The sequence below is a fragment of the Streptomyces sp. NPDC002276 genome (genome assembly GCF_053891435.1).
The window spans coordinates 170,092-188,006 of record NZ_JBSFCQ010000003.1 but is presented as its reverse complement, the minus strand read 5'-3'; the positions used below and the strand labels follow the sequence as shown (position 1 = coordinate 188,006).

At 70.4% G+C, this 17,915-nt stretch carries 18 protein-coding genes; all 18 read right to left on the bottom strand.

Annotation, left to right across the window (positions count from 1 at the left end):
* Positions 1 to 66 precede the first annotated feature (66 nt).
* The 18 genes from ACWIHT_RS09965 to ACWIHT_RS09880 all read right to left on the bottom strand — a co-directional run bounded on the left by ACWIHT_RS09965 (position 67) and on the right by ACWIHT_RS09880 (position 17,914).
* The gene (locus ACWIHT_RS09965; RefSeq protein WP_456166340.1) at positions 67 to 810 is read right to left on the bottom strand and encodes a sirohydrochlorin chelatase; all 744 of its coding nucleotides are present in this window, start codon (positions 808 to 810) and stop codon (positions 67 to 69) included.
* A 10-nt stretch (positions 811 to 820) separates the two neighbouring features.
* The gene (locus ACWIHT_RS09960) at positions 821 to 1,699 is read right to left on the bottom strand and encodes an ABC transporter permease (RefSeq protein WP_456166338.1); all 879 of its coding nucleotides are present in this window, start codon (positions 1,697 to 1,699) and stop codon (positions 821 to 823) included.
* Positions 1,686 to 2,492: an ABC transporter ATP-binding protein gene (locus ACWIHT_RS09955; RefSeq protein WP_456166336.1), complete on the bottom strand. Its 807-nt coding sequence runs from the start codon at positions 2,490 to 2,492 to the stop codon at positions 1,686 to 1,688. The genes ACWIHT_RS09960 and ACWIHT_RS09955 overlap by 14 nt, the downstream gene beginning before the upstream one ends.
* 13 nt (positions 2,493 to 2,505) lie before the next feature.
* Complete coding sequence (locus tag ACWIHT_RS09950; RefSeq protein ID WP_456166334.1) at positions 2,506 to 3,618, bottom strand: aliphatic sulfonate ABC transporter substrate-binding protein; 1,113 nt, start codon at positions 3,616 to 3,618, stop codon at positions 2,506 to 2,508.
* 238 nt (positions 3,619 to 3,856) lie between these two features.
* A complete protein-coding gene (locus ACWIHT_RS09945) occupies positions 3,857 to 5,185 on the bottom strand; it encodes a sulfate adenylyltransferase subunit 1 (protein WP_456166332.1) in 1,329 nt (442 codons plus the stop codon).
* Between the two features lie 2 nt (positions 5,186 to 5,187).
* Positions 5,188 to 6,126 carry a sulfate adenylyltransferase subunit CysD gene (gene cysD, locus ACWIHT_RS09940; protein ID WP_456166330.1) on the bottom strand — a complete coding sequence of 313 codons (939 nt, stop codon included), beginning with the start codon at positions 6,124 to 6,126 and terminating at the stop codon, positions 5,188 to 5,190.
* The gene (gene cysC, locus ACWIHT_RS09935; protein WP_366493065.1) at positions 6,123 to 6,686 is read right to left on the bottom strand and encodes an adenylyl-sulfate kinase; all 564 of its coding nucleotides are present in this window, start codon (positions 6,684 to 6,686) and stop codon (positions 6,123 to 6,125) included. The genes cysD and cysC overlap by 4 nt, the downstream gene beginning before the upstream one ends.
* A complete protein-coding gene (locus tag ACWIHT_RS09930) occupies positions 6,683 to 7,393 on the bottom strand; it encodes a phosphoadenylyl-sulfate reductase (protein ID WP_456166328.1) in 711 nt (236 codons plus the stop codon). The genes cysC and ACWIHT_RS09930 overlap by 4 nt, the downstream gene beginning before the upstream one ends.
* Positions 7,390 to 7,569, bottom strand: coding sequence for a hypothetical protein (locus ACWIHT_RS09925; protein WP_456166326.1), 180 nt, complete (start codon positions 7,567 to 7,569; stop codon positions 7,390 to 7,392). The genes ACWIHT_RS09930 and ACWIHT_RS09925 overlap by 4 nt, the downstream gene beginning before the upstream one ends.
* The gene (locus tag ACWIHT_RS09920) at positions 7,566 to 9,263 is read right to left on the bottom strand and encodes a nitrite/sulfite reductase (RefSeq protein ID WP_456166324.1); all 1,698 of its coding nucleotides are present in this window, start codon (positions 9,261 to 9,263) and stop codon (positions 7,566 to 7,568) included. The genes ACWIHT_RS09925 and ACWIHT_RS09920 overlap by 4 nt, the downstream gene beginning before the upstream one ends.
* Positions 9,264 to 9,390: 127 nt before the next feature.
* Entirely contained in the window at positions 9,391 to 9,474 is an 84-nt protein-coding gene (locus tag ACWIHT_RS09915) for a putative leader peptide (protein WP_309500612.1), read from the bottom strand.
* 127 nt (positions 9,475 to 9,601) lie between these two features.
* The gene (locus ACWIHT_RS09910; RefSeq protein WP_456166322.1) at positions 9,602 to 10,174 is read right to left on the bottom strand and encodes a GNAT family N-acetyltransferase; all 573 of its coding nucleotides are present in this window, start codon (positions 10,172 to 10,174) and stop codon (positions 9,602 to 9,604) included.
* 45 nt (positions 10,175 to 10,219) lie between these two features.
* Positions 10,220 to 11,479 carry a hypothetical protein gene (locus tag ACWIHT_RS09905; RefSeq protein ID WP_456166320.1) on the bottom strand — a complete coding sequence of 420 codons (1,260 nt, stop codon included), beginning with the start codon at positions 11,477 to 11,479 and terminating at the stop codon, positions 10,220 to 10,222.
* A gap of 169 nt (positions 11,480 to 11,648) precedes the next feature.
* Positions 11,649 to 12,938 carry a GAF domain-containing protein gene (locus tag ACWIHT_RS09900; RefSeq protein WP_456166318.1) on the bottom strand — a complete coding sequence of 430 codons (1,290 nt, stop codon included), beginning with the start codon at positions 12,936 to 12,938 and terminating at the stop codon, positions 11,649 to 11,651.
* Positions 12,939 to 13,144: 206 nt separating this feature from the next.
* Positions 13,145 to 14,779 (bottom strand): acyl-CoA dehydrogenase family protein, encoded by a 1,635-nt coding sequence (locus ACWIHT_RS09895; protein WP_456166316.1) that lies wholly within the window; start codon positions 14,777 to 14,779, stop codon positions 13,145 to 13,147.
* Positions 14,780 to 14,848: 69 nt separating this feature from the next.
* Positions 14,849 to 15,835, bottom strand: coding sequence for a 2,3-diaminopropionate biosynthesis protein SbnA (gene sbnA / locus ACWIHT_RS09890; protein ID WP_456166314.1), 987 nt, complete (start codon positions 15,833 to 15,835; stop codon positions 14,849 to 14,851).
* Positions 15,836 to 15,869: 34 nt separating this feature from the next.
* Positions 15,870 to 16,913, bottom strand: a complete 1,044-nt coding sequence (gene sbnB, locus ACWIHT_RS09885) for a 2,3-diaminopropionate biosynthesis protein SbnB (protein WP_456166312.1) — start codon at positions 16,911 to 16,913, stop codon at positions 15,870 to 15,872.
* Complete coding sequence (locus ACWIHT_RS09880; RefSeq protein WP_456166310.1) at positions 16,910 to 17,914, bottom strand: TauD/TfdA family dioxygenase; 1,005 nt, start codon at positions 17,912 to 17,914, stop codon at positions 16,910 to 16,912. Before ACWIHT_RS09880 ends, sbnB begins: the two co-directional genes overlap by 4 nt.
* Position 17,915: the final 1 nt, after the last annotated feature.

Sequence of the window (17,915 nt, the reverse complement as noted above, 5' to 3'; positions counted from 1 at the left end):
CAGCAGATCCGGGAGCCGGGGGAGACCCCTTTCCGGGAAACCGGGCAGGTGGGAACCGTGAACGCGCTACGCGCCGACGGCCGCGAGCACCGGTGCCAGGGCCGCCGCGTCGTAGCGCTCCAGCAGCACCCGTGCCACCTCCGGCGCCGGACCCAGCACCTCGGCCAGCACATCCGCGTCCGCCGCGCCCCGCGCGATGCGGTCGGGGAGGAAGCCGGGGGCCAGGACGTAGGGGGCGACGGCGACGCGTTCGCAGCCCAGGGCGCGGAGTTCGCGTACCGCGTCCTCCGTGCGCGGCAGGGCCGCGGAGGCGAACGCGGGCCGCACGGCGCACCAACCCGTGCGCCACCACCCCCGCGCCAGGCCGTCGATCACCGCGATCGCGTCCGGGTCGGTGGACCCCGCCGAGGCCAGCACGACCCCGGTCGACGCCTTGTCGGCGGGCGTCAACCCGGCCTCGTACAAACGCCGTTCGAGAGCGCGCAACAACAACGGAGACGGGCCCAGTACCTCCGCCTGCCGGATCCGCAGCCGTGCCGGCGCCTCCCGCAGGACCGCGGGGATGTCCGCCTTCGCGTGGAACGCGCGGGTCAGGAGCAGGGGGAGGGCCACGACGTCCCGTACGCCCTCCGCCGACAGGGACTCCAACACCCCCTGCACGGAAGGGATGTTGAAGTCCAGGAAGCCGACCTCCACGCGCAGCCCGGGCCGCCGCGACCGTACCCGCCGGACGAGGGCGTGGACGGTCGCGGCGTGCCGCGGATCGCGGCTGCCGTGGGCGATGACGAGGAGGACCGGCCTCTGGTGCACGGGAATCAGCTCAGCTCTTCACCAGCAGACCGCGGCTGCGCAGCACCCACCGCTCCAGCGGGCTGAAGATCAGCAAGTCGATGGCGATACCGACGAACAGGATCAGGATGATGGCCTCGAAGACCATCGCCATGTCGCTGTTGGTACGGCCGTTCTCCAGCAACTGGCCCAGACCCACACCGAGATCGGGGAAGTTCGCGATGATCTCGGCCGCCATCAGCGAGCGCCAGGAGAACGCCCAGCCCTGCTTCAGGCCCGCCACATAGCCGGGGAGCGCGGCGGGCAGGGTGACGTGCCAGATGCCCTTGACGCCGGTCGCGCCCATCGTGCGGCCCGCCCGCAGGAACAGCGGCGGCACCTGATCGACGCCCGACACCAGGCCGTTGGCGATCGAGGGGACCGCGCCGAGCAGGATGACCGCGTACATCATCGAGTTGTTCAGGCCCAGCCAGATCACGGCCGGCGGCACCCACGCCACCGACGGCAGCGACTGGAGGCCGGACAGGATCGGGCCGATCGCCGCGCGGATGAACTTCACCCGCGCGACCACCAGGCCCAGCGGGGTGCCGATCAGCAGCGCGAAGAAGAAGCCCAGCAGACCGCGCGAGACGCTGGTCCAGATGTAGCCGAGGAGATTGCCCTTGAGCCAGGCCTCCTTGAACTCGGTGCCCACCAGACTCGGCGAGGGCAGCTTGCTCGGGTCGTCGACGATCGGGGTCAGGATCAACCAGACCACCATGACCACCGCGAGTGCGACGATCGGCGGGAAGATCTTCTCGACGAAGGTCTGCCGGAAGGTCGGACGGCCGGTGACCGTGGTCTCCAGAGCGTCGAGGCCGGCCTCGACACTGCCGCCGTCCTTGACCGTCGTCGTCTCAGTGCTGGCCATGACGGCGGATCTCCCCACGCAGTACATCGGTGATCTCAAGGGACAGTTCGGCCACGGGCGCGTCCTCGATACGGCGCGGCTGCGGAATGCCGACCGTCCACTCGCGGGCGATCCGGCCGGGCCGGGAGGACAGCAGGATGACCCGCTGGGCGAGCCGTACCGCCTCCCGCACGTTGTGCGTGACGAACAGGACCGACAGGCCCGTCTCGCCCCAGATACGGGTCAGTTCGTCGTGCAGGACGTCCCGCGTGATGGCGTCCAGCGCCGCGAACGGCTCGTCCATCAGCAGGATGCGGCTCTCCTGGGCGAGCGCGCGGGCCATGGCGACGCGCTGCCGCATACCGCCCGACAGTTCGTGCACCCGCTTGCCGTACGCGTCCGGCAGCCGGACCAGTTCGAGCAGTTCCTCGGTCCTGCCGCGCCGCTCCTCCTTCGGAACTCCCCGCAGGCGCAGGGCGAGTTCGATGTTCTTGCCCGCGGTGAGCCAGGGGAAGAGGGCGTGCTCCTGGAACATCAGGGCGGGGCGGCCGTCCGTCGTGATGGACCCGGTGGTGGGCCGGTCGAGGCCCGCCACCAGGTTCAGCAGGGTGGACTTGCCGCAGCCCGAGGCCCCCAGGAGGGTGACGAACTCGCCGGGCGCGACATCGATGGTGATGTCGTCCAGGACGAGTTGCTGCCCGCCCGGCGTCGCGAAGGACTTCGAGACATGCTCAAGGCGTGCCGCGTACTCGACCGACTCGGTGGTCTCCTTGGCGAGGGTCGTGGCCATGGTCGTCACCTCCTGGGAAGTCATCGGGATCCCTCGATCAGCTCGTGCCGAGACCGGCGGCGTCGACGGTGCTCTCACCGTCGGCCTTGAGGACCTTGTTGAGGAGCGTCAGGTCGTAGATCCCGTTCAGGTCGGGCTTCTCCAGCAGACCGGCCTTCACCGCGTGCGCCGCCTCGGTGTTGAGGGTCGAGGCCAGCGGGTCGTTGGTGAACTGGATCGAACTCCACGCCGGGTCAAGGACGTTGGCGGGCAGCGCCTTGCCGGAGTCGGCCTCCAGCTGCTTGTTCGCCGCGGCCTTCGCCTCGGTCGGGTTGGCGTTGATCCACTTGTTGGCCGCGACCGAGCCCTTCAGCACGGCCTCGACGACCTTCGGGTGCGCCGCGAGGAACTTCTGCGACACGATGATGTTCGTGATCACGAACTTCTTGTCGGGCCACAGCGTCGACTCGTCGAGGATCGTCTTGCCGCCCTCGGCGACCAGCTTCGACGCGGTCGGCTCCGGCACCCACGCGCCGTCGATCGAACCGGCCTTGAAGGCGTCCGGCGTGATCTTGTTGTCGGTGCGGACGACGGTGACGTCACCCTTGCCGCTCTGCGCGTCGACCTTCCAGCCCTGGTCCGCGATCCAGTTGAGGAACGCCACGTCCTGCGTGTTGCCCAGCTGAGGCGTCGCGATCTTCTTGCCCTTGACGTCCTTCAGGGACTTGATCTTCTTCGGGTTGACGACCAGCTTCACGCCGCCCGACGCCGAACCGCCGATGATCTTCAGGCTCTTGCCGTCGGACTTGGTGTAGCCGTTGATCGACGGGGAGGGGCCGATCCAACCGATGTCGATGGAGCCCGAGTTGAGCGCCTCGATCTCGGAGGGGCCGGCGTTGAAGGTCGCGTACTCGGCCTTGGTGGCGCCCAACTCCTTCTGGAACAGGCCCTGTTCACGGCCGACCAGTGCGGTGCCGTGGGTCAGGTTGCCGAAGTAGCCGATCTTCACCGAGGCGAGACCGTCGATCTTCGAGGCCCCGGCGGCGACCTTCTCCTTGGTGTTGGTGCCCTTGGAGTCCGACCCGTAACCGCAGGCGGCGAGGGTGAGCAGGGGGAGCGCGGCGACCACGGCTATGCCGCGGCGCAGGTATGTCGAGCGGTTGGCAGGCACGGGAGGTGTTCCTCTCGTTGGCCCGGCGGTCACGGTCTCAGGTCGTGGCCGGGAGGTCGGCAGGTCTTCGTTTACGTCGTGTCCGGGACGGCGGCGGGTGGGGGGACTGGGCGCGCGAGCGGTGCGCGTACGTCAGCCCGCACATCGCGCCACTCCGCCCTGCCCGCTGCCGAGGGCGCCGCTGCCGACGCGGCCGCCCTCCTTCGCGAACGTGGAGTAGAAGTCCCTCGACGTCATGTCAGAAGTCCCAACCGTCGTCGTCCGTACCGTCCTTGACCGGCTCGGGCGCCGCGAACGACTCGCCGACCATGCCGGCGGTGAGCGTGGTGCCGTCCGCCGGGTCGATCAGGATGAACGAGCCCGTGCGCCGCGAGTCCGCGTACGAGTCCACCGGCAGCGGCTCCGCGGTGCGGATCTTCACGCGGCCGATGTCGTTGGCGACGAGCTGTCCCGGATGCGGGTGCAGGGACAGGTCGTCGAGTGTGAGGCGGGACGGGATGTCCTTGACGATCGCCTTGACCGTGCGGGTGCCGTGCTTGAGGAGCACCCGGTGGCCCACGGTCAGCGGCTGGTCGGCGACATGGCAGACGGTCGCCTCGATGTCCTGAGTGGTCGCCGGGGCGTCCTTGCTGGGCACGATCAGGTCGCCGCGCGAGATGTCGATGTCGTCATCGAGGAGGAGGGTCACCGACTGCGTGGTCCACGCCGTGTTGACCGGCTTGCCGAGCAGGTCGATCGCGGAGATCCGCGTGGCCCGCCCCGACGGCAGCACCGTCACGGCCTCGCCGACCCGGAACGTACCGGCCGCGATCTGCCCCGCGTACCCCCGGTAGTCCGGCAGTTCGGCGCTCTGCGGCCGGATCACGTACTGCACGGGCAGCCGCGCGTGGCAGTGGCTCAGGTCGTGGGCGACCGGCACCGACTCCAGGTGCTCCAGGAAGGTCGGCCCGCCGTACCAGTCCATGTTCGCGGAGGGTTCTACGACGTTGTCGCCGGCCAGCGCCGAGATCGGGATCGCGGTGATCTCCGGGACGCCCAACTCGCTGGCGTACGCCGTGAATTCCTCGGCGATCGCGGCGAACACGGACTCCTTGTACTCGACGAGGTCCATCTTGTTGACCGCCAGCACCACGTGCGGCACCCGCAGCAGCGCGGCGATCGCCGCGTGCCGCCGGGTCTGCTCGACGACACCGTTGCGGGCGTCGACCAGGATCACCGTCAGCTCGGCGGTGGAGGCACCCGTCACCATGTTGCGGGTGTACTGCACATGCCCCGGGGTGTCGGCGAGGATGAACCGGCGCTGAGGCGTGGCGAAGTAGCGGTACGCCACGTCGATGGTGATGCCCTGCTCGCGTTCGGCGCGCAGTCCGTCGGTGAGCAGCGCGAGGTCGGGCGCGTCCTGCCCGCGATCGGCCGACACCCGTTGTACGGCTTCGAGTTGGTCGGTGAGGACCGACTTGGAGTCGTGCAACAGCCGTCCTACGAGCGTGGACTTGCCGTCGTCGACCGAACCGGCCGTCGCGAACCGCAGGAGGGTCGTCTCGGTGAGTTCCGTGATGGTGCTCATGGTTAGAAGTACCCCTCGCGCTTGCGGTCTTCCATCGCGGCCTCGGACAGCTTGTCGTCGGCACGCGTGGCGCCCCGCTCGGTCAGCCGGGAGGCGGCGATCTCGGTGATGACCTGCTCCAGCGTCACCGCGTCGGAGTCGACGGCACCGGTGCACGACATGTCACCGACGGTCCGGTACCGGATGAGCCGCTTCTCCACGGTCTCGTCCGCCTTCGGCCCGCCCCACTCACCGGCGGTCAGCCACATGCCACCACGCGCGAACACCTCACGCTCGTGCGCGAAGTAGATGTCGGGCAGCTCGATGCCCTCGCGGGCGATGTACTGCCAGACGTCCAGCTCGGTCCAGTTCGACAGCGGGAACACGCGGACGTGCTCGCCGGGTGCGTGCCGCCCGTTGTAGAGGTTCCACAGCTCGGGCCGCTGCCTGCGCGGGTCCCATTGCGAGAACTCGTCCCGGAGGCTGAACACCCGCTCCTTCGCCCGCGCCTTCTCCTCGTCCCGACGCCCGCCGCCGAAGACCGCGTCGAACTTCTCGGCCTGGATCTTCTCGGTCAACGGCAGCGTCTGGAGCGGATTACGGGTCCCGTCGGGACGTTCGCGCAGCACACCGCGGTCGATGTAGTCCTGTACGGAGGCCACATGGAGCCGCAGCCCGTGCTTTTCGACCGTGTGGTCGCGGTACTCAAGGACCTCGGGGAAGTTGTGTCCGGTGTCCACATGCAGCAGCGAGAAGGGCACCGGTGCGGGCGCGAACGCCTTCAGCGCCAGGTGGAGCATGACGATGGAGTCCTTGCCGCCGGAGAACAGAATCACCGGCCGCTCGAACTCACCCGCCACCTCGCGGAAGATGTGCACGGCCTCGGACTCAAGGGCGTCCAGGTGCGAGAGGGCGTACGGCGTGTCCGTACCCTCGTCGGTCTTGGCGACGGTCGCCGTCATGCCAGTCCCCTCTCGGTGAGCAGCGCGTGGAGTGCCGCCGCCGACTCCTGCACGGTCTGGTGCTGCGACTCGATCCGCAGGTCGGGCGACTCGGGCTCCTCGTACGGGTCGTCGACCCCGGTGAGCCCGGTCAGTTCACCGGCGGCCTGCTTGGCGTAGAGACCCTTCACATCGCGTACGGAGCACACGTCGACCGGGGTCGCCACATGCACCTCGACATAGGCGGCGCCGCTCTCCTGGTGCCGCTTGCGGACGGCCTCGCGGCTGTCGGTGTACGGCGCGATGACCGGGACGAGCGCCAACACACCGTTGCGGGCGAGCAGTTCGGCCAGGAAGCCGATGCGCTGCACGTTGGTGTGCCGGTCCTCGCGGGAGAAGCCGAGGCCCGCCGAGATGAACTCGCGGATCTCGTCGCCGTCGAGCACCTCGACGAGGTGGCCCTCCTCGCGTAGCCGGCCTGCCAGCTCGTACGCGATGGTGGTCTTGCCGGCACTCGGCAGACCCGTGAGCCAGACGGTGGCTCCGGTCGTCACGTGCGACTCCTTCTCGGTGATGGTCATTCGTGCAGCCCGCACTCGGTCTTCCCGCGTCCCGCCCAGCGGCCGGCGCGCGCGTCCTCGCCCGCGAGGACCCGGCGGGTGCAGGGGGCGCAGCCGACGGACGCGTAGCCGTCCATCAGCAACGGGTTGGTGAGGACGCCGTGTTCGGCGACGTACGCGTCCACGTCGTCCTGGGTCCAGCGGGCGATGGGCGAGATCTTGACCTTCCGGCGCTTCTCGTCCCAGCCGACGACCGGGGTGTTCGCCCGGGTCGGGGACTCGTCGCGGCGCAGTCCGGTCGCCCAGGCCGCGTACTTGGTGAGGCCCTGCTCCAGCGGCTGGACCTTGCGCAGCTTGCAGCACAAGTCCGGGTCGCGGTCGTGCAGTTGGGGTCCGTACTCGGCGTCCTGCTCGGCGACCGTCTGACGCGGGGTGAGGGTGATGACGTTGACGTCCATCACGGCCTCGACCGCGTCACGGGTGCCGATGGTCTCGGGGAAGTGGTAGCCGGTGTCGAGGAACACCACGTCGACACCGGGCATCGCGCGGGAGGCGAGGTGGGCGACCACCGCGTCCTCCATCGAGGAGGTCACACAGAACTGCTTGCCGAACGTCTTGACCGCCCACTGGAGGATCTCCAGCGCGGAGGCGTCCTCCAGGTCGAGGCCCGCCTGCTCGGCGAGGGCTTTCAAGTCGTCGGTGGGGCGCGCTTTCTGAGTCGTCGTCATATCTTGCCTTCCCCTGCTTCGGTCTGCTGGAGACCCCGGGCGAGGAGCCCGAGGAACTTCAGCTGAAAGGCCCGATTGCATGCCGCGCATTCCCATGCGCCATGGCCCTGCTCGTTGGGACGCAGGTCCTCGTCACCGCAGTAGGGGCAGTAGAAGGGGGCGGCGCGCTCGCTCACGTCAGTGACTCCTCGCTGGCGCGCGTCGCCCAGGCGGCGAAGCGCTCGCCGTCCTCGCGCTCCTGCTGGAACCGGGTGAGCACCCGCTCGACGTAGTCCGGGAGTTCCTCCGAAGTGACCTTCAGGCCACGGACCTTGCGGCCGAAGCCGGCCTCCAGACCGAGGGCGCCGCCCAGGTGCACCTGGAAGCCCTCGACCTGCTCGCCCTTGTCGTCCAGGACCAACTGGCCCTTGAGACCGATGTCCGCGACCTGGATACGGGCGCAGGCGTTCGGGCAGCCGTTGATGTTGATGGTGATCGGCTCGTCGAACTCCGGGATGCGGCGCTCCAGTTCGTCGATGAGCGTGATGCCGCGCTGCTTGGTCTCGACGATCGCGAGCTTGCAGTACTCGATGCCGGTGCAGGCCATCGTGCCGCGCCGGAAGGGCGAGGGCTTCGCGGTGAGGCCCAGCGCCTCCAGGCCCTCCACCAGCGAGTCGATCCGGTCTTCCGCCACGTCGAGCACGATCATCTTCTGCTCGACCGTCGTGCGCAGTCGGCCCGAACCGTGTGCCTGCGCCAGCTCGGCGATCTTCGTGAGCGTGGTGCCGTCGACGCGGCCGACACGCGGCGCGAAACCGACGTAGAACAGGCCGTCCTGCTGGCGGTGGACGCCGACGTGGTCGCGCCAGCGCTGGACCGGCTGCGCGGGGGCGGGGCCGTCGACGAGCTTGCGCTTGAGGTACTCGTCCTCCAGGACCTGGCGGAACTTCTCCTGGCCCCAGTCGGCGACGAGGAACTTCAGGCGGGCCCTCGTACGAAGGCGCCGATAGCCGTAGTCGCGGAAGATGCCGATCACGCCGGCCCACACGTCCGGGACCTCGTCCAGCGGGACCCAGGCGCCGAGCCGGACGCCGATCTTCGGGTTGGTGGACAGGCCGCCGCCGACCCACAGGTCGAAACCGGGGCCGTGCTCGGGGTGGTTGACGCCGACGAACGCGATGTCGTTGATCTCGTGCGCGACATCGAGGAGCGGGGAGCCGGAGATCGCCGTCTTGAACTTGCGCGGGAGGTTGGAGAATTCCTTGGTGCCGATGTAGAGGCGGTGGATCTCGTCGATGGCCGAGCTGCCGTCGATGATCTCGTCCTCGGCGATGCCCGCGACGGGCGAGCCGAGGATCGTGCGGGGCGTGTCGCCGCAGGCCTCGGTGGTGGAGAGACCGACCGCCTCCAGGCGGTTCCAGATCTCGGGCACGTCCTCGATGCGGATCCAGTGGTACTGCACGTTCTGCCGGTCGGTGAGGTCGGCCGTGCCGCGCGCGAACTCCTGCGAGATCTCGCCGATCACCCGCAGCTGGTCCGTGGTCAGCCGGCCGCCGTCGATCCGGACGCGCAGCATGAAGTACTTGTCGTCCAGCTCCTCCGGCTCCAGGATCGCGGTCTTGCCGCCGTCGATCCCGGGCTTGCGCTGGGTGTACAGCCCCCACCAGCGCATACGGCCGCGCAGGTCGTTCGGGTCGATGGAGTCGAAGCCGCGCTTGGAGTAGATCGTCTCAATGCGTGTCCGCACATTGAGACCGTCGTCGTCCTTCTTGAACTGCTCGTTGCCGTTGAGGGGGGTGAAGTGTCCGGCGGCCCACTGACCCTCACCGCGGTGACGGCTCACCTTGCGGCGGGGCGCTGCGGATGCAGGGTTCTCGGGGGTGGCGGCCATGGTTCTACGTCCTCCGGGACAGGCGGGTGATCGGCTCTGACCTGCGCGTACGGGCGCATGCGGGCATACGTGCGCGTCTTTGCGCAGGGTGGGGCAGATACGGGAATTCCGGGGGCTTGCGGCTCGGCTAGCCCGCCGGACAGATGGCGCTGGACATGCGGCCGAGGTCGACGTGCCGCCGACTCACCAAGGCAATCCCAGTTCCAGACATGACGGAAGCGTGTCACGGCGATCTGGACAGAGTCCAGCTTCGTCCGTCATGCGGACACCCTGGTCCCGCTATGTGAGACGAGGGTGTCATCAGTCACATGACGTGCGCGCGGTCTTGTCGGCGCAGGTCAGACCGGGTAGGCCCCCGGCCACGGGCCCGGCGTGGGCACCAGCGTCACTTCCTCGACCTGCGTGTCGAAGAGCTTGAAGCCCCGGCGCTGGTAGTTGTCCATCGCGTGCACCCCGTCCAGGCTGCACGTATGTACCCAGACCCGCTCGGTGGGCGCCCGCCCCGGCCAGCGGTCCGCGAGGTCCCAGGCGCGGGCGGTGCCGTAGGAGAGGAGGTGGCCGCCGAGGCGTCGGCCGCGGAAGGCGGGGAGCAGTCCGAAGTAGGCGATCTCGACGACGCCGTCGTCCTGCGGGTCCAGTTCCAGGAACCCGGCCGGCGTGCCCCGGTCGTACACGACCCAGGTCTCCGTGCCCGGCCGGTCCAGGTGCTCCTGCCACCGCGCGAACGTCCAGCCGAGCCGGTCGATCCAGAGGATGTCCCCGCCCACGGACGCGTACAGAAAGCGGCTGAACTCGGGGGAGGGCACCTCGGAGCGGACGATCCGCACGTCTCCGTCCGGCGTGATGGCCGGGAGGAGGTCGCGCGGATCGGTCTGCTCCAGGGACCAGGTGGTCACGGGGGTGTTCGTCATGCCCGTCAGGGAATCATCCGGCCGGGTGATCTGTCGATCAGTGGATCAGTGGAGGGAGCGGTCGATCGAGGTCAGCGGCAGCGCGAACAGCATCCGGCCGGAGACCGACCAGACCTCGCCCGTTTCCTGCCAGTAGGAGAGGGAGTCGGTCCCGGCGCTCCAGCACTGGTGCGTCTCGTCGGCCCCGCACTCGGTGGCCCGCGCGTCCTTCGCGTCCTGCCGCCACAGCGAGCCGTGCCCGCTCCGCTCCCCGGCCGCGCCGCCCAGATACCAGGCGGACCCGTACGCGAGCACGCCCCCGACGCCGGGGACCTTCGTCGCGTACGCCTCCTCGGGCACCGCGTGCCTCGCCGAGTCGGTGGCCAGCAGCCCCGGCCGCGCCGGATCCAGGCTGAACGGATAGCGCCACAGCCGCTTCCCGCCACTGGCGACCAGACTGTCCGGCACCGTGCCGCGGTCCAGCGAGAGGCCGACCGGACCCGTGGCGGAGCTGTCACCGGTCAGCCGGTACGACCCGATCGCGGGCAGCACATACCGGTACCCGGCGGCCGACCAGCCCTCGCGCACCCGGCCGACCGCGGAGGCCGTCACCGTGGCGCGCTGGACGCGGTTCATGTCGTACACGTACAGGGCGTCGCGGGTCCCGCTGGTGGTGGTGACCAGCAGCTTGTCCTGGTACCAGACCATGCCGGAGACCTTGGAGACGAGCCCGCGGTAGTCGCGCCCGCCGTCGGTCGGTACGGCGAGGAGGGCCCAGGTGTAGGTGAGCCGGTCGGGGTCGTTCGCGTTCACGAAGGCGACCTTGGCCAGGCCGCCGCTGTTCTCGCTCCAGCCGGAGAGGATCACCCGGTTCGAGCCCCACCAGCCGTCCTCGTCGGCGTCGCCCGAGGTCGTCACCGAGCGCGGGGTCCACGCGGGGTCGGCCGCGTCGCCGCTGTCCCAGCAGTACGCGCGGGTCGCCGCCGGTTCGACGGGCAGCGCAGCCTTCTCGTCCGTCGTGCAGTCGGCGGCGTCACGCAGGGTGTGGTCGGCGCTCTTCAGCACGGTGTCGACGCCCACCGGACGTCCCATCGCGGAGGCCAGCCGGTCCAGTGACCGCTGCGGCTCCAGCGTCTCCCGCAGCTCCAACTTCCCCAGTTCGGAAGCCGAGGTGAGCGGCTTCAGCGCCCCGGGATCGGAACTCACCGTCGCCTGCGAGGCACTGATCATCGTCGCGGCGGCGGTCAGGCCGAGTGCGGCCCCGGCCAGCGCCGCACGCAGCGCCCTGCCCCGCTTGCGCCGGCGATGTCGCCCACGTGCACCCATAAGTGTCCTCCCGAGGCGAGCCAACTGCGCCTGGTGATCCGTGCGTTGACCAGGGAGCAGGTGGGGTGGCCCGTAGAGGGATGCTACGGCAGTCGGAGCCGCCCCATGGGCAAGACCCTGCAATTATGCGGAAGATGCCGCCCGACGTGTCTTTTGCGCCACCTGTCCGCTACGACGTCGGGACCGGCCTCCGCCCCTTGGTCACCGCCGGTGCCGTCGAGTACGGCAGCAACTCCCGCGGGTCCTCCGGCAGCAGCACCTCGACCTCCGCGTCCTCGCAGAAGCGGTACGGCCGGTGCTCAAGGAACGCCCCGAGGTAGCGCCGTACCCGGGACATCTCGGCGCGGACGGTCACCGTGCGGCCCGGGTCGCCGAACATGTCCTCGGCCAGGCCCGCCGCGCTGCGGCCGGTGCGGTGCAGGGCCAGGAGGTAGAGCAACTCGGCGTGCCGGGGGCTGAGTTCATGGGTCCAGGAGCCGGCGCAGCCGGAGACCGTCACCGACCAGCGGCGCGGCAGCGCGAGGTCGAGGACGATCCGGGTGGCGGCGCGCGGCCCGGGTTCGTCGTCGGCCCGCACCAACCAGCCCCCGGCCAGCGGCTCCAGCGAGCACAGCCCGAGCGAGGGCAGCCAACGACGGCCCGCCGAGAGCGACTTGGGCAACGCGATCCGCTTCACGTACGGCATTCCGGTGACCGCGGCGGTCCAGCCGTCCCGGTCCACCACCAGGGCCTGGCCGCCGAGCCGGGGCAGGATCGGCGCCGCCACCGCGCGCAGCCGCTCCAGCGAGGTCATGTGCAGTTCGCGAAGCCTGGCCTCGGCGAGTTTCGCCACCGAGTCGACCCAGGCGAGGGTGGCTGGATGCATGGTCTCCAGCGGACCGCTCACGTCGACGACACCGATCAGCCGGCCGTCCCTGGGGTCGGTGATCGGGGCGCCCGCGCAGGTGAACGCGGCCAGCGCGCGCGAGAGATGCTCGGCGGCGAAGACCTGCACGGGCCGCCGTACGACCGCCGGGGTGCCCACGCCGTTCGGGCCGATGACGTCCTCGCGCCAGTCGGTGCCGACCTCGATGCCGACCTCGTCGGCCTTGCGCAGCACGGCCGTGCTGCCCTCGCGCCACAGCGCCCGGCCCTCGCCGTCCGCGATCACCACGATGTGGTGGGCGGCGTCCGCGACCGACACCAGGCCCTCCCGCAGCACCGGCAGGACGTGCCGCAACGGGCTTGTGCCGCGCCGCCGTTCGACCTCCTCGCGGGAGAGCAGTCCGGTGCGCAGATCGTGGTCGGGGTGGGTCCCGCCGCGTAACGCGCGCTCCCAGGACTCCTCGATCACCGGGCGCGGAGGGGTGCGGGCGCGCTGCCCGGAGAGCGTGGTGTGCCGGGCGTCGCCGAGCATCCGTGCCGTCCGCGCCGCGTCGGCGGTGGCCTGCTGTGTCGGGGCGGCCGGCGGATTCACCATGGGTCCTTCTCTCCGGTCCCGTATCGACTGTTGTTCTCATAGTGCCGCCCCGCGGTGACGGAGGGAGACACTCCGAACACAGTGGCCACCAAGTTGCAACCCTCTGCAACCCTGGTGAACGGCCGTACGGTGTCTGAAACTTGTCCCACGCTGCGAGGGTGGTGCCGTGTCGGCGCAGCACCACCCTCGCGTTGTGCCGGTGCCGTTCAGGCCGTCGGCCGGGCGCGTTCCACGATCGACGCCAGGTCCAGGCTCGGCGGCAGGGTGCCGAAGCCGGCACCCCAGTCGCCGCCCAGCCGGGAGGCGCAGAACGCGTCGGCGACCTCCGGCGGCGCGTGTTGGACGAGCAGCGCCCCCTGGAGTACGAGGGCGATCCGCTCGACCAGGCGCCGGGCGCGGCCCTCGACGCCGTCCAGGTCGGCGAGTTCGACGAGCAGGTTCTTCATGGCGCCGTCCAGCCGGTGATCGGCGCCGCGCACCTTGCCGACCTCGATCAGGAAGGCGTTCAGTGCCCGCGGTTCGCGCCGCAACGCCCGCAGTACATCCAGGGCCTGGATGTTCCCGGCGCCCTCCCAGACCGAGTTGAGCGGTGACTCCCGTACCAGGCGCGGGAGTCCGGACTCCTCCACGTATCCGTTGCCGCCCAGGCACTCGGCCGCCTCGACCGCGACCGTCGAACAGCGTTTGGTCACCCAGTACTTGGCGGCCGGGACCGCCAACCGCAGGAACGCCAGCTCCTGTTCACCGCCGTCGTCGTAGGCGGCGGCGAGTCGGAGCCCGAGCGTGGTGGCGGCCTCCGACTCCAGGGCGAGGTCGGCGAGGACGTTGCGCATCAGCGGCTTGTCGAGGAGCCTGCCGCCGAACGCCTCGCGGTGGGCGGTGTGGTGGACGGCCTGCGCGACGGCCTGCCGCATCAGTCCCGCCGAGCCGAGCACACAGTCGAGCCGGGTCGCCGCGACCATCCCGATGATGGTCCGCACCCCGTCCCCCTCGTCCCCGACCCGGCGCGCCCAGGTCCCGTCGAACTCGACCTCGGCGGAGGCGTTCGACCGGTTGCCCAGCTTGTCCTTGAGGCGCTGGAGGAGGAACACGTTGCGGGTGCCGTCCGCCAGCACGCGTGGCACGAGGAAGCAGGTGAGTCCGCCGGGCGCCTGCGCCAGCACCAGGAAACCGTCGGACATGGGCGCCGAGCAGAACCACTTGTGGCCGGTCAGCTCGTACGTCCCGTCCTCGGAAAGCGGTAGCGCGGCCGTCGTGTTGGCGCGGACGTCGCTGCCGCCCTGCTTCTCCGTCATGCCCATCCCGAAGACCGCCCCGGCCTTGAGATGGGCGGGCCGCAGCTCACGGTCGTAGACCATGGACGTCAGCCGGGGCTCCCACTCGGCGGCGAGCGCGGGGTCGGCGCGCAGGGCGGGCACCGCCGCGTGGGTCATCGACAGCGGGCAGCCGTTCCCGGCCTCGACCTGGGTCCAGACCAGGAAACCGGCGGCCCGCCGCACATGTCCTGCGGGGCGGTTCCAGGCGGCGGTCAGTCCCGCCGCCACGCCCTTGCCGAGCAGCCGGTGCCAGGCCGGATGGAACTCGACCTCGTCGATCCGGTTGCCGAAACGGTCATGGGTGCGCAGGCCCGGGGGGTTGTCGTTGGCCTGCGCACCCCACTCCTGCACCTGGGCCGAACCGGCGGCGCGGCCCAGGGCGGAGAGGTCGTCCCGTACCTCGGTGAGGAGTTCGGGCGGAGTGTGCCGCCCGACCGCCGAGGTCAGGACGTGGTCGGCGGCGAAGACGTCGTACCCGACCAGTGGGGGAGGCTGGTTCGTCACGGAGTGGGTGGTGCGTGCCATGGCTGGAACCTACCCGTGCGGACGGCGGTGGTCCGGATCTCCGCGGTGAAACGGCCACCGCCGCCGCCGTCAGGCCGACTGGGACATGGCCGCCAGTATCTCGGTCCCGGCCGCCTCCTCCTCCAGCCAGCCCGTGCGGTACACGGTGTCCAGATAGCGCTCGCCCAGGTCGGGGGCGATCGCCACGGCGGTCGGGCCGTGCCGTCGGTCGGGCCAGCCGTTCCGGGCCAGCCACTGCCCCGCCCCGCTGACGACCGTGCCGGTGGACCCGCCGAACAGGAAGCCCCGCGCGGCCAGTCGGCGGCAGGTCTGGACGGTGTCCGTCTCCTCGACATGGATCACGTCGTCGATGTACGACTCGTCGAGGAAGGGCGAGCCCACGCTGGTGCCGAGCCCCGGGATCATCCGGGGTCCCGCCTCCCCGCCGAAGGTCACCGAGCCGACGGCGTCCACGGCGACGATCCGCACCCGGCGCCGCCACTGCCAGAACCAGCGCGCGCAGCCCATCAGGGTCCCGGTGGTACCGGCCCCCACGAACAGCACGTCCAGCTGCGGGAACCGGCGGGCGATGGCGGGTGCCGTGGTGCGGTAGTGCGCCCGCCAATTCCCTTGGTTGGTGTACTGGTTGAGCCACACGTACCGCTCGTCCGAGGCGCACAGCGCCCGCACGTACGCGATCCGGGCGCCCAGGAAACCGCCGTGCCCGTCCGGCTGGTCGATGATGTGGACCCGGCTGCCCAGTGTCTCCATCAGCCGCACCGTGGGCAGGTTGCACCGTCTGTCGGTCACACAGAGGAACCCGTAGCCGCGGCTCGCCGCGATCACGCTCAGGGCCACCCCCAGGTTCCCGGACGACGACTCGACCAGCACCGAGCCGGGCCGCAGGATGCCCTCCCGCTCGGCGGCGTCCACCATCTCGGTGGCGGCCTTCATCTTGATCGAGCCGGCGAAGTTGAACCCCTCACACTTCAGATAGAGCGGCAGCCCCAGCGAGGCCCGCAGATCGACGTACAGCTCGTCCTCGTTGAACTCCGCGGGATCGGAGATCACAGCCATGATTTTCCCCCCTTGTGGTGCGCCACGATCGCCGTCAGCCGTACCGGCGCAGCTCGTGGAAGAACCCGTCGACGACGCGCAGTTCGCCCCGTCGAGCCACTTCGTCATGGACGAACCTGCCGACCGCGAGGTCCAGCACCCCCAGGCCGAAGGGCGAGAACACCACCGTGCGGTCCGCCGGTACGCCCACCCGCCCGGTCAGCACGTCGTCCAGCGTGCCGTCGATGAACTCCCGGCTCCCGGTGGCCTGTTCGGCCAGATGCGGTGAGGTGTCGGCCTTCAGGCAGTGCTCGACGTCGTCCACGAAGTTCGCGGACGCGAGCAGGATCGCCGGGTCGAGATCCCGCAACGACACGTGCAGGACCAGCGGATGGTGGTCGAACCAGGCCGGATCGTGGATGTGCGGCGAGCCGGCGATCGTCGCGAAGACCAGCAAGTCGCTGGAACGGACGAGGCCTTCGGCCTTGTCGTGCACGGTGATCCGCCCCTGCGCGCCCGACCGCTCCAGATACCCCCGGAACCCCTCCGCGCTGTCCGCGGACAGGTCGTACACGCCCGTCTCCTCGAACTCCCAGCCGGTGGCCCGGAGATGGGTGTGGATGTAGCGGGCGATCAGCCCCGTCCCGACGAACCCGACCCGCGGTGGACGCGTCCGCCCCTGGCTGAGCTTCTCGGCCGCGAGCGCCGCCGAACTCGCCGTACGCGTCGCGCTGATCACCGAACTCTCCAGGCACGCGTACGGATAGCCGGTGTCGGGGTCGTTCAGGATCAGCACCGCCGACGCCCTGGGCAGCCCCGAGCCGGTGTTCCCCGGGAAGCTGGAGATCCACTTCAGGCCGTCCACCCGCAGCGGCCCGCCCAGCGACGCGGGCAGCGCGATGATCCGGGACGAGGGGCGGTCCGCGAAGCGCAGGAAGTACGACGGCGGGTTCACCGAGTCGCCCGCGCCGTGCAGCCGGTAGGTGGCCTCGACGAGTTCGCCGATCTCCGACTCCCGCCCTGCCAGGGCCTGTTGGACCTGTTCGCCGCTGACGACCGCGAACGAGGGCGTGTCGAAGTCCCTGGTGAATTCGCTCATGCCGCCCTCACCCCTCCCGTCGGCGCGCAGTCCGTGAGCCGTACCGGGTCGCCGAGTCCCGCGAGCACCTCGCGCGGGCCCTCGAAGGGGTCCCGGCCGTGCGCGGTACGGATGTTGTCCACCAGCAGCAGATCCCCGGAGCGCCACGGCGTGCGCCGGACGTGTGTGTCGTAGGCCCCGTTGATCGCCGACACGATGTCCGCGTCGACCGGATCGCCGTTCCCGAAGCGGGTGTTGAAGGGCAGCGCGTCGGCGCCGTAGACGTCGATCAGGTACTCGCGGACCTCGGGCTCCATCGTCCACTCGTTCAGGAACGCGATCTGGTTGAACCAGCAGCGGCGGCCGGTGACCGGGTGGCGGAGCACGGCGGCGCGGTGCTGCCGGGTGTGCAGCGAACCGTCGGACTGCCAGGCGAAGTCGATGCCCTGGGCCCGGCAGTAGCGCTCCACGACGGTACGGTCCTCGGTGCCGAAGGCCTCGGCGACCGACGCCCCGATCTCCTCGTGGTAGGTCCGGGTCAGCAGCCAGCCCTCGCGCTCGAAGCGGTCCACCAGCGTGGTGGGCAGCGAGGTCAGGACGGCCTCGGCGTCGGCGACCGGGGTCGCACCGCCCTCGGTCGGCGCGTCCAGGCAGGCGAAGAGCAGCAGCCCGGGGAAGTCCAGCGCGTAACTCGACTCGTGGTGCAGGCACATGGGCTGGTCGGTCGGCCACTTGGTGGCGGAGTACACGCCCTCCGCGTAGGTGCGGCGGGGTGCGAACGGCTCGCGGTCGGGCATCAGGGAGTCGGTGAGCCGCCGGAAGACGGTCTCGGCCCCGGCCGGGTCGGCGAGGCCCAGGCCCCGGACCAGGACGCAGCCGTGCTCGGCGACGACGGCCCGCAGCGCCGTACGGTGCCGGTCGGCCCAGCCGACCGGGTCCGCGCCGGCGTCGGCGTACAGCAGCGGCGGACCGTCCGGGCTCAGGTTGACGGCGTGGAGAAGGGTCGCGGATGAGAGCGACATC